This window comes from Actinocrinis sp. (assembly GCF_035946395.1).
Classification (GTDB): Bacteria; Actinomycetota; Actinomycetes; order Streptomycetales; family Catenulisporaceae; genus Actinocrinis.
The window spans coordinates 1-10,978 of the sequence record NZ_DASYZI010000295.1 but is presented as its reverse complement, the minus strand read 5'-3'; the positions used below and the strand labels follow the sequence as shown (position 1 = coordinate 10,978).

Below are 10,978 nucleotides of genomic sequence, written 5' to 3'. Positions count from 1 at the left end.
GTGCGACGCGCTGCTGGTGGACACGATCAGCCGCTCGGACACGTACCCGTACGTGGACGTGCGCGAGGACGACGTGCAGATGGGCCACGAGGCGACCGTCTCCAAGGTCTCCGAGGACCAGCTGTTCTACCTGATGAGCCGGGGCCTGACCGAGGACGAGGCGATGGCGATGATCGTGCGCGGCTTCGTCGAGCCGATCGCGCGCGAGCTGCCGATGGAGTACGCGCTGGAACTCAACCGGCTGATCGAGCTGCAAATGGAAGGCGCGGTCGGCTGACGGCCGCCGCCCGCGGGGCACGGCTTCGAGGCGGGCCCGAAAAGCACGAAAGACAGCGAAGGCGAAAGACAGGGCATGGCTGAGACGAGCAGTGCAGGTGCTGGCGCCGGGGAGGCTGCCGGGGACCGCGCGGCGGCCGCCGGGCCGGCGGTGAGCAGGCGGGGCGCGACCACGGCCGCGGCGGTCACGGTGGCGGCGCCGGGCGCGGGCGCGCCGCTGGCCGGGCCCGGCACCGGCAAGACCCATTCCGAGGTGCTGGCCTCGCGCGGCGAACGCTTCACCTCCTTCGACCCGGCCGCCTACCCGGCGGTCACCGGGCGCGAGGAGGACTGGCGGTTCACCCCGCTGGCGCGGTTGCGCGGCCTGCACGACGGCGCCACCGCCGACGGCACCGACAAGGTCGCCTGGGAGTTGCCGGAGGGCGCGAGCGTCGAGCAGGTCGGCCGGGACGATCCCAGGGCCGTCAAGGCCGGAGCCCCGATGGACATCGCGTCGGCGCACGCGTTCCAGCAGGCGGACGAGGTCACCGTGCTGACCGTCGCCAAGGAGACGGTGCTCGCCGAGCCGTTGCGCGTGGACGTGCACGCCGAGGGCGGCACGGCTTTCGCGCACCTCGTCTTCGACATCAAACCGTTCGCCGAGGCTGTCATCGTGCTCGGCCACACCGGGACCGGAGCGCGTTCGGCCAATGTGGACGTGCTCGTCGGCGACGGCGCGAAAGTGACGTTCGTCTCCGTGCAGGACTGGGAGCGCGACGCCGTCCACCTGGCGCAGCAGAACACGCTGGTCGGGCGGGACGCGACTTTCAAGTCCGTCAACGTGACCTTCGGCGGCGACCTGGTCCGGCTCGTCCCCCGGATCAGGTACGCCGCGCCCGGCGGCGACGCCGAACTGCTCGGGGTCTACTTCGCCGACGACGGCCAGCACTTGGAGCAGCGGCTGTTCGTCGACCACTCGGTGCCCAACTGCCGTTCGCGGGTCACGTACAAGGGCGCGTTGCAGGGCGCTGACGCACACACCGTGTGGATCGGCGACGTGCTCATCCGCTCGGCGGCCGAGGGCACCGACACGTACGAGCTGAACCGCAACCTGGTGCTCACCGACGGCGCGCGCGCCGACTCGGTGCCGAACCTGGAGATCGAGACCGGCGAGATCGTCGGCGCCGGGCACGCGTCGGCCACCGGCCGCTTCGACGACGAGCAGCTGTTCTACCTCCAGGCCCGCGGCATCCCCGAAGACGAGGCGCGGCGCCTCGTGGTACGCGGCTTCTTCGCCGACGTGGTCGGCCGGATCGGCATCGCGCAGCTGGAGGCGCGGCTGATGGAGAAGGTCGAGGCCGAGCTGGCTCGCACTGTGGTCGTGGACACGGCCGTCGTCGATGCAGCCGTTGACGATACGGCTGTCGTGGATGCCGCAGAGGTGACTGCATGAGCCGCGAACCCGTGTGGCACCCGGTCGGCGCCCTAGCCGACTTCGAGGAGGACAAGCCAGAGGCCGTGGACGTGGACGGCACGCCGATCGCCGTCGTGCGCACCTCGGGCGGGAAGGTCCACGCCATCCACGACGTCTGCTCGCACGCGAACGTCGCGCTGTCCGAGGGCGAGGTCGTCGACGGTGAGATCGAGTGCTGGCTGCACGGCTCGACGTTCTCGCTGGCCACGGGCAAGCCCACCTGCCTGCCCGCCGTCGAATCGGTCCCCGTCTACCCCGTCAAGATCGAAGGCGACGACGTGTACGTCGCCGTCAATGTGGAGCTTTGATACTCATGGCCACTCTGGAAATCCGCGACCTGCACGTGTCCGTCGACGCCGAAGGCGGCCCGAAGGAGATCCTGCGCGGCGTCGACCTGACCGTGAAGCAGGGCGAGACCCACGCGGTCATGGGCCCGAACGGCTCCGGCAAGTCCACCCTCGCCTACTCGATCGCCGGGCACCCGAAGTACCGGGTCATCTCCGGACAGGTACTGCTCGACGGTGAGGACGTGCTGTCCATGACCGTGGACGAGCGCGCCCGCGCCGGGCTCTTCCTGGCGATGCAGTACCCGGTCGAGGTACCGGGCGTGTCGGTGTCGAACTTCCTGCGCACCGCCGCCACCGCGATCCGCGGCGAGGCGCCGAAGCTGCGTACCTGGGTCAAGGAGGTCAACTCGGCGATGGAGCGCCTCCAGGTCGACCCGGCCTTCTCCGAACGCTCCGTCAACGAGGGCTTCTCCGGCGGCGAGAAGAAGCGGCACGAGATCCTGCAACTCGAACTGCTGCGGCCGAAGATCGCGCTGCTCGACGAGACCGACTCCGGCCTGGACGTCGACGCGCTGCGCATCGTCTCCGAGGGCATCAACCGGGTGCGTGAGACCGGCGAGGTCGGCACCCTGCTCATCACGCACTACACGCGCATCCTGCGCTATGTCCGGCCCGACTTCGTGCACGTCTTCGCCGGCGGCCGCATCGTCGAATCCGGCGGCGCCGAACTGGCCGAGCGGCTTGAGGCCGAGGGCTACGAAAACTACACGGGGGTTTCGGGGGTCGTCCCCCGGAATGCACAGCCCGGCGTAAAGGAGGCGGTGTGACGTACGACGTCGACCTTGTCCGCAAGGACTTCCCAATCCTTGAGCGACGGCTGCCGAACGGCAAGCCCCTGGTCTACCTCGACTCCGCGGCCTCCTCGCAGAAGCCGCGCCAGGTCGTCGAGGCGATGACCGAGTACTACGAGCGGCACCACGCGAACGTGCACCGCGGCGTACACACGCTGGCCGAAGAGGCCACGGCGATGTACGAGGGAGCGCGGGACAAGGTCGCCGAGTTCATCAACGCCGACCGGCGCGAGGTGATCTTCACCAAGAACTCCTCCGAGGCGCTGAACCTGGTCTCCAACGTGCTGGCCTGGGCCGGTGACCCGTACGGCATCAGCCGGGGCGACCGGATCGCCATCACGCAGATGGAGCACCACTCCAACCTGGTGCCCTGGCAGCTGACCGCCCGGCGCACCGGTGCCGAACTGGCCTGGCTCGGCCTGACCGACGAGGGCCGGCTTGACCTGTCGAACCTCGACCAGGTCATCGACGAGCGCACCAAGGTCGTGGCCGTGGTGCACGTTTCCAACATCCTCGGCACGCTCAACCCGCTCGAAGTCATCGCCCGCCGCGCCCACGAGGTCGGTGCGGTGCTGGTCGTGGACGCCTCGCAGTCCGCCCCGCACATGCCGCTCGACGTGCGCGAACTCGGCGCCGACTTCGTCGCGTTCACCGGGCACAAGATGCTCGGCCCGACCGGCATCGGCGTGCTGTGGGGCCGTGCGGAGCTGCTGGACGAGTGCCCGCCGTTCCTCGGCGGCGGTGAGATGGTCGCGACCGTGTCGATGGAGTCGACGACCTACGCGCCGATCCCGCACAAGTACGAGGCCGGCACTCCGCCGATCGCCGAGGCGGTCGGGCTCAGCGCGGCGGTGGACTACCTCAACGCGCTCGGCATGGAGAACGTCGCGGCGTACGAGCACGAGCTGATCGAGTACGCGCTGGGCCGGCTCAAGCAGGTCGAGGGCCTGACGATCATCGGGCCGGACACGGCGAAGGACCGCGGCGCGGCGATCTCGTTCACGCTCAGCTCACCCGCACTCGGCGACATCCATCCGCACGATGTCGGCCAGGTTCTCGACGAGCAGGGCATCGCCGTGCGCGTGGGGCAGCATTGCGCGCGGCCGGTATGCGTGCGTTACGGCGTTCCGGCGACGACTCGCGCGTCATTCTCCGTATACACGACGAAGGCCGACGTGGACGCGCTCGTGGAAGGTCTGGAGCACGTCAAGCGTTTCTTCGGAGCGTGATGGTGATGAATCATGCAGCTTGAATCGATGTACCAGGAGATCATCCTGGACCACTACCGCAACCCGCACCACAAGGGGCTGCGCGAGCACTTCGACGCCGAGGTGCACCACGTCAACCCGACCTGTGGCGACGAGGTGACCCTCCGGGTGCACCTGGCCGACGCCGGGCTCGGCGAGAACGCGGTGATCGAGGACGTGTCGTACACGTCTCAGGGCTGTTCGATCTCCCAGGCCTCGGCCTCGGTGCTCACCGACCTGGTGATCGGCAGGAAGGTGGGGGAGGCCATGGCGATCCACGAGGCCTTCCTGGAGCTTATGCAGTCCAAGGGCCAGTCCGCCGGTGACGAGGACGTGCTGGAGGACGCGGTCGCGTTCGCCGGCGTGTCGAAGTACTCGGCGCGGGTCAAGTGCGCCCTGCTGTCCTGGATGGCGCTGAAGGACGCCACCGCGCGGGCCCTGACCGCGCCCGCCCAATGACCGTGAGTACAGGGACAACAGGGGAGTGAGCGAGCCGATGGCCGAAGTAGCACAGCTCGACGAGGTCACCGAGAACCTCAAGGACGTGGTGGACCCGGAGCTCGGGATCAACGTCGTGGACCTCGGGCTGATCTACGGGCTGACCGTGGACGACTCGAACGTGGCGATCATCGACATGACGCTGACCTCGGCGGCCTGCCCGTTGCAGGACGTCATCGAGGACCAGATCCGCACCGCGCTCGACGGCCTGACCGCGGACTTCCGGGTCAACTGGGTGTGGATGCCGCCGTGGGGCCCGGACAAGATCACCGACGACGGCCGCGAGCAACTGCGGGCGCTGGGCTTCAACGTCTGAGCAGGTGGAGCGGTCGTAGTGTGGGTGACGCCGCTGCGGCGGCGGTTGTCGGTGCCGCCGGGTAGCGTCGGAGCATGGTCTACGACTTCCAAGTGGTGATCGACTGCGCCGACCCCGGGCGCCTGGCCCGGTTCTGGGTCCAGGCGCTCGGTTACGCCGAGGAACCGCCGCCGTCCGGCTTCGACTCCTGGGAAGAGGCGCTGACGGCGTGGAAGGTCCCGGAGTCCGACCGGAACATCATGGCGTCCGCCGTCCCGCCCGACTTCGACCCGGAGCACGGCGTCGGTCCCCGGCCCCGGCTGTTGTTCATGCAGGTGCCCGAGGGCAAGGTCGTGAAGAACCGGGTGCATCTCGACATCCGCGCCGGTGGTGACCGGTCCACCCTTCCCGGCGAGCGCTGGGAGAAGGCCAGGGCGCGGGCGGCCGAACTCGAAGCCCTGGGCGCGACCAAACTGCGCGAGATGGACGAGGGTTTCCAAGGCCGGTGGATCGTGATGCAGGATCCTGAGGGCAACGAGTTCTGCGTGACCTGAGCCCGATCAGCGCCGTGGCTGCGGCTGTGGCTCCGTTTCGGCGGCGGACGGGTGATCGTTCACGCCTTTCAGGCAGCCGTGGAGCGCATCACCGGATTCGAACTCCGCGCGTGTCATGCCGTCGTACGTCGTAATCACCGGCGGGCAGCTCGCGGGTCCGGAGCGACACGCAGTGGCTGGATAGGATGGCGGCGTGATCCGCTACACCAAAGGGCACGGCACGGAGAATGACTTCGTGATCATTCCTGACCCGGACGGGGCGCTCCCGATGGAGCCTGCCTGGGTCGCCGCCCTGTGCGATCGGCGTGCCGGGATCGGCGCGGACGGGCTGCTGCGGGTCGTGGCGACGGCCAAGATGCCCGGCTACGAGGACGCGGCGCCGGACGCCGAGTGGTTCATGGACTACCGCAACGGCGACGGTTCGATTGCCGAGATGTGTGGCAACGGCGTGCGCGTTTTCGCCCGGTACCTGGTGGACCAGGGCTTGGCCGAGCCCGGGCGGATCGGCGTGGCCACGCGTGCCGGGGTCAAGGCGGTGGATGTTCCGGTCGGCGGCGGTGACATCACGGTCGACATGGGCGTTCCCGTGTGGCCGCAGGGTACGGCGCGGATTGCTTGGGACGGCCGGTCGGCGGAGTCGGTGCACGTCGACATGGGGAATCCGCACGCGGTCGTGTTCGTCGGGGACGTGGCTGAGGCGGGCAGGCTTGCCGACGCTCCGGTGTGGTCGCCGGAGGGGGTGTATCCGAACGGGGTCAACGTCGAGTTCGTAGCGCCGGTCGGTGCGCAGCACATTGCGATGCGCGTTTTCGAGCGCGGGGTCGGGGAGACCCGTTCGTGTGGCACCGGTGCGTGCGCGGCGATGATCGCTGCCGCGCGACGGGATGGCGCCGTGGCCGGCACGCCGTACGTCGTGGACGTTCCCGGTGGGCGGCTAACGATCGTCGAACGTGCAGACGGCCGGCTGGAGATGACGGGACCGGCGGTACTGGTCGCGGATGGCACGTTACGGGACTGAGTGCGCTTGGCGTTCGGCCGGTGACTGAATAAGAGATCAATGGGCGTTTGAGAAGTAGGGCCGGATCAGGGCGTGGCGCATGGTGCGTGCGATCGCAAGGCGGATGGTCGCGCTCGGACTGGGTGTCCGTGCCTGGCCCGGCAACGCGGCGAGCGTGCGCGCCATGCGCCGCGGTCCCGGCCCCACAGCTCAAACACCTCTAGGAGCCCGATAAAGATCTTGGAAATGCGCCCGGCTCATACCGTTTTGTCCTGATCGATATTTGCTGGCGAACCAGAGCAAACCGGGCCGCCGGAGCAAGATCTAGCAAGATCTTCAGTGCACTCCTAGACGCCGGTCAGTTCGCTCAGTGACGCGACGACGTCCACCAGCGCTCCGTTGCGGATCAGGGTCACGCTCAGCTGGCTTCCTGCGCGCAGGTTCAGCATCAGCTTCTGAAGGTCCTGCGCTGTGAGCACCTTCGTGCCGTTCGCCGAGATCACCACGTCTCCGACCCGGATTCCGGCGCGGGAGGCGGGGGAGTCGGGTACCACCTCGACGACGCGCAGGCCGGTCTCCTGCTCCAGCCGCCGGGCGAGGGCGGGCGGCACCGAGATGGTCGCGCTGCCCAGGCCCAGCCAGGCGCGGCGTACCCGGCCGTGCGTCATCAGCTCGCTGAGGATGTGTCGGGTGGTCGCGTTCATCGGCACCGCCAGGCCGAGGCCGATTCCGGCGACCGCCGTGTTGATGCCGACCACCCGGCTGTGCGTGTCGGCCAACGCACCGCCCGAGTTGCCCGGGTTCAGAGCCGCGTCCGTCTGGATCACGTCGTCGATCACGCGCATTCCGGCGGCGGTGCGAGCCGGTATCGAGCGGCCGAGAGCGCTGACGATCCCGGCGGTCACCGAGCCGGCCAGGCCCAGCGGGTTGCCGACCGCGACCACCAGCTGCCCGACCCGCAGCTGATCCGCGTCGCCGAGCTCCGCCGCGCCGGCCGGCCGCAGGCCGGTGCTGAGCACCGCCAGGTCGGAGAGCCGATCGCGCCCGACGACCTCGAAGACCTGCTCCTGGCCGTCGTGCGTGAACACCGCTCCACCGTTGACACCCTCGACCACGTGCGCGCTGGTGACCAGGAAGCCGTCGAGGGTGAACGCCACCGCGGACCCGGCTCCCTCGCCCCGCCCGGAGCGTACGACGACGCTGAGCACCGACGGCCGCAGCGTGTCGGCTACGGTGATCACCGTCTTGGAGTACGCGTCCAGGGCTTCGTCGCCGGTATCGTCGCGGGCGAAGGGTTTGCGGGCCATCTGCGTGCCTCCCGGCCGAGCGGTTCTCTGGGTCCGTATCGGTGATGTGTCGCTGAGTCGGATAACGCCCGAAGCGCCGGTCTTGCTCCCGAATACGCTGTCAGCCGACGTTTCGTTCATCCGATCATCGGAGCCGTCAGTGCGGCGGGTTAGTCCTGCCCTCGTTCAGTGCCAGGTATCCGCGCGCGATTGCCCAGCCGAGGCACGGTGCGGGGATCGGCCATGAGCCCTCGTGCGCCGCGGCCTCCATCGGGACTCCGGCGGCGTGCAGTCGCCGGATCTCCTGTGCGACCGCGTCGATCGCCGCGCGCTGATCACGTACGAACGTCGCGCTCACCGTGTCGCCGTGTCCTGGGATCACGATGGTGTCCGGGCCGAGTGCGGACAGCGCCCGGTCCAGCGTCGCGGCCCATTCCAGCGGGAACGAGTCGTCGCCGAAGGCGGGCGGCCCGGACCGCTCGACCAGGTCACCGGCGAGTGCGATGGTTGGCTGGGCGCCGGGGTCATCGCCGGTGAGCAGGATCCACAGGTCGCCGTCGGTGTGCCCACGGCCCAGAAAGCGCAGCTCAAGCCGCCGGTCGCCCAGATCGATCGAGGCGTGGTCGCGCACGAGCTCGGTCGGCGCGACGAAGTCGAGCTCCAGCAGGTCCGTGGCCCACCGTGGTTCTTCGGTCCTGAGCTCGTCGGCCAATGCCGCGAGCAGCGGGTTCGCCGGATCGAGCTGCGCCGCCAGCGACTCGTGCCCCCAGATCCGCGCCGGCGGTGTCAACCGCGCAGCGACGAACTCGGCGTTGCCCCAGCAGTGGTCGAAGTGCGCGTGCGTGTTGACGACCCATCGCACCGGCGCCGCCGTCATGTGCCGCAGCTGCTCCTTGATCTCCCGAGCTTCCGCCGGTGAGCAGCGGGTGTCGATCACGGCCACGCCCTCGGAGCCGACCACCGCTGTGACCGTCACATCGCAAGGTTCGAACCGTTTGCGGAAAACGCCTTCGGCGGTCTCGTCCCAGTCGCCGGCCGTCGTCATGAGCGGAAGGTCCGGCGGTAGGCGGACGGCGAGGTGCCCACGGCGCGGGAGAAGTGGTGCCGGAATGTCGCGGCATCGGCGAATCCCACGGCGCAGCCGACCTCCTCGACCGGCGCGTCCGTGGTCTCCAGCAGCGGCCGGGCGGCGGCGACGCGCTGGGCGACCAGCCAGCGCAGCGGCGAGGTGCCGGTCGCGCGGGCGAAATGGCGGATGTAGCTGCGCTGCGACATGTGCGCGACGCGCGCCAGATCGGCGACGGCGATCGGCGCGGCGAGGTGCTCCAGCGCCCAATTGAGCGAGTGGGTGATCCCGCCGCCCTCGCTCTCGCTGCCTGCCGGTAGCGGGCGTACCGCCGCCTCGATGAACTGGGCTTGGCCGCCCTCGCGGTGCGGCGGCAGCACCAGGCGGCGCGCGACCGCGTTCGCGATCGTCGGGCCGTGGTCACGGCGCACCAGGTGCAGGCAGAGATCCAGGCCCGCAGCGCTGCCCGCGCTCGTCAGGATCCTGCCGTCGTCCACGTAAAGCACGTCGGGGTCGACCCGCACGGCCGGGTAACGCTCGGCGAGCAGATCCGCGTACCGCCAGTGCGTGGTCGCCCTGCGGCCTTCCAGCAGACCCGCGGCGGCCAGTGCGAACGCCCCGGAACAGATCGACACGACGCGGGCGCCGCGCTCGTGCGCTTGCCGCAGGGCGCTGACGAGTACGGCAGGCACCTCGCCGCGGACGTCGGGGACCGCCGTGACGACCACCGTGTCCGCCGCCGCGAAGTCGTCGAGGCCGTATTCGGTCGCCATCGTGAAGCCGCCGACCGCGCGCAACGGCCCGGTGGACGCGGCGCAGACCTTCAGCTCGTACCACGGCACACCGAGTTCGGGACGAGGCAGGCCGAACACCTCGACGACGCAGCCGAGCTCGAACGGCGACATGCCGTCGAAAGCGTACGCGGCCACGGTGTGGTGCTCGGTCACGGATCTGGGACGAGGCGGATCGAGCAGCATGGCGTGATCTTAGCGATAGTTGGCGTTCACGCCACTGGGGCGACGGCGGGTTGGCGGTGAAGATGAGTTGGCGGCGTAGAAGCGCCGCAGGTGGCAGCAGGTGAAGGGGGCTGATGGTGATGTCGCAAGTGGCCGGCGGTGTGGAGACGTCCAGTGCGGTGTTGTCGACTCCGGTCGCGGCGAATCGGGACGCCCTCACGTATTTCGCGGCGCGTCTGTCGTTCGAGGCGGACGTCTCCGATGTACACGCGGATCTGGAACTCGGGCTGGTCGGCCGCGCCTTTGCGCTGGTCGACTCGCGCTCGGACGAGTCATGGGAGCAGGGCCGCATCCCCGGCGCCGTGCACCTGCCGACCCGGCAGATCGCCCGGCGCGCCGCGGAGGGGACGCTCGGCTCGCTGCTTCCGGCCGGGATGCCTGTCGTCACGTACTGCTGGGGGCCTGGCTGCAACGGCGCGACGAAAGCAGCCCTCGAACTGGCGAGGCTCGGCTATCCGGTCAAGGAGATGATCGGCGGATTCGAGTACTGGGTCCGCGAGGGCTACGCGTACGAGTCGGCGCGGGGGAGCCGGAATCCGACGACGGACCCGTTGACGGCTCCGGCCGGCGGCGCTGCCTGCGCGTGCTGAGCGAGCCGGAGCCGCCGGGGGATCGGCGGATGATGGATCAGTGTTGGTTGATCGGTGTTAGTCGATCAGGGTCGGTTGATCAGGGTCGGTTGATCAGCGGATCAGGGTCAGTAGAGCTGGGCGAGCAGTAGCGCGACGTCGTCATTCCAGAGGCCGCGCGGCCGGTTGGCGTCGAGCAGGAGGCCCGCCAGCGCCTCCAGGTCGGCGTCCCGGGTGCTGTCTAGGCAGGCCAGCGTGCGGCGCAGTCCCTGGTCGAGATCGTTGTCAATGCTCTCCAGCAGGCCGTCGGTGCACAGCACCAGCCGCGTGCCGGGCTCGTACTGCATGTGCGACACCGGGTAGAGCCCGTCCGACGGGACGCCGAGCGGCACGCCGACGTCGTTCTGCGGCACGTACGCCGGATTCCCGGGCGGGACCACGAGCGGCGGTATGTGGCCGGCCCGGCTCGCGGTGATGGTGCGGGTCTCCGGGTCAACCCGGATGATCAGGCAGGTCGCGAAGACCGGGTATTCGACCTCTTCGTTGATCTCGACGACGAACTCGTGCGCGCGGTGCAGGACCT

14 protein-coding genes are annotated in these 10,978 nt (G+C 69.5%); 10 read left to right on the top strand and 4 right to left on the bottom strand.

Annotated features, from left to right (window positions below; all coding sequences use genetic code 11):
- From VGS97_RS17925 to dapF, 9 genes are all read left to right on the top strand, one after another.
- Window positions 1-277, top strand: a 277-nt coding sequence (locus VGS97_RS17925; protein ID WP_326854715.1) for a SufD family Fe-S cluster assembly protein, incomplete at its 5' end; no start/stop codon positions are given.
- 75 nt (window positions 278-352) lie between these two features.
- Entirely contained in the window at window positions 353-1,708 is a 1,356-nt protein-coding gene (gene sufD, locus VGS97_RS17920; RefSeq protein WP_326854714.1) for a Fe-S cluster assembly protein SufD, read from the top strand.
- A complete protein-coding gene (locus VGS97_RS17915; RefSeq protein ID WP_326854713.1) occupies window positions 1,705-2,037 on the top strand; it encodes a non-heme iron oxygenase ferredoxin subunit in 333 nt (110 codons plus the stop codon). The genes sufD and VGS97_RS17915 overlap by 4 nt, the downstream gene beginning before the upstream one ends.
- 5 nt (window positions 2,038-2,042) lie before the next feature.
- Window positions 2,043-2,843 carry a Fe-S cluster assembly ATPase SufC gene (gene sufC / locus VGS97_RS17910; RefSeq protein WP_326854712.1) on the top strand — a complete coding sequence of 267 codons (801 nt, stop codon included), beginning with the start codon at window positions 2,043-2,045 and terminating at the stop codon, window positions 2,841-2,843.
- Window positions 2,840-4,096, top strand: a complete 1,257-nt coding sequence (locus VGS97_RS17905) for a cysteine desulfurase (protein ID WP_326854711.1) — start codon at window positions 2,840-2,842, stop codon at window positions 4,094-4,096. The genes sufC and VGS97_RS17905 overlap by 4 nt, the downstream gene beginning before the upstream one ends.
- Before the next feature lie 12 nt (window positions 4,097-4,108).
- Window positions 4,109-4,573, top strand: a complete 465-nt coding sequence (gene sufU, locus VGS97_RS17900; RefSeq protein ID WP_326854710.1) for a Fe-S cluster assembly sulfur transfer protein SufU — start codon at window positions 4,109-4,111, stop codon at window positions 4,571-4,573.
- 37 nt (window positions 4,574-4,610) lie between these two features.
- Window positions 4,611-4,928, top strand: coding sequence for a metal-sulfur cluster assembly factor (locus VGS97_RS17895; RefSeq protein WP_326854709.1), 318 nt, complete (start codon window positions 4,611-4,613; stop codon window positions 4,926-4,928).
- Window positions 4,929-5,002: 74 nt separating this feature from the next.
- Window positions 5,003-5,461 (top strand): VOC family protein, encoded by a 459-nt coding sequence (locus VGS97_RS17890; RefSeq protein WP_326854708.1) that lies wholly within the window; start codon window positions 5,003-5,005, stop codon window positions 5,459-5,461.
- Between the two features lie 193 nt (window positions 5,462-5,654).
- Entirely contained in the window at window positions 5,655-6,479 is an 825-nt protein-coding gene (dapF, locus tag VGS97_RS17885; protein ID WP_326854707.1) for a diaminopimelate epimerase, read from the top strand.
- Window positions 6,480-6,805: 326 nt separating this feature from the next.
- On the opposite strand, the gene VGS97_RS17880 is transcribed toward dapF, so the two are convergent.
- From VGS97_RS17880 to ftrA, 3 genes are all read right to left on the bottom strand, one after another.
- A complete protein-coding gene (locus VGS97_RS17880) occupies window positions 6,806-7,765 on the bottom strand; it encodes a S1C family serine protease (RefSeq protein WP_326854706.1) in 960 nt (319 codons plus the stop codon).
- Window positions 7,766-7,901: 136 nt separating this feature from the next.
- On the bottom strand, window positions 7,902-8,789 hold the full coding sequence (locus VGS97_RS17875) for an MBL fold metallo-hydrolase (protein ID WP_326854705.1): 888 nt from the start codon (window positions 8,787-8,789) through the stop codon (window positions 7,902-7,904).
- Window positions 8,786-9,787 (bottom strand): transcriptional regulator FtrA, encoded by a 1,002-nt coding sequence (gene ftrA, locus VGS97_RS17870; protein WP_326854704.1) that lies wholly within the window; start codon window positions 9,785-9,787, stop codon window positions 8,786-8,788. The genes VGS97_RS17875 and ftrA overlap by 4 nt, the downstream gene beginning before the upstream one ends.
- Window positions 9,788-9,900: 113 nt before the next feature.
- Here ftrA and VGS97_RS17865 point away from each other — a divergent pair, with 113 nt between their 5' ends.
- The gene (locus tag VGS97_RS17865; RefSeq protein ID WP_326854703.1) at window positions 9,901-10,416 is read left to right on the top strand and encodes a rhodanese-like domain-containing protein; all 516 of its coding nucleotides are present in this window, start codon (window positions 9,901-9,903) and stop codon (window positions 10,414-10,416) included.
- A gap of 107 nt (window positions 10,417-10,523) precedes the next feature.
- Here the strand turns inward: VGS97_RS17865 and VGS97_RS17860 are convergent.
- A partial coding sequence (locus VGS97_RS17860; protein ID WP_326854702.1) for a PP2C family protein-serine/threonine phosphatase occupies window positions 10,524-10,978 on the bottom strand: 455 nt, incomplete at its 5' end.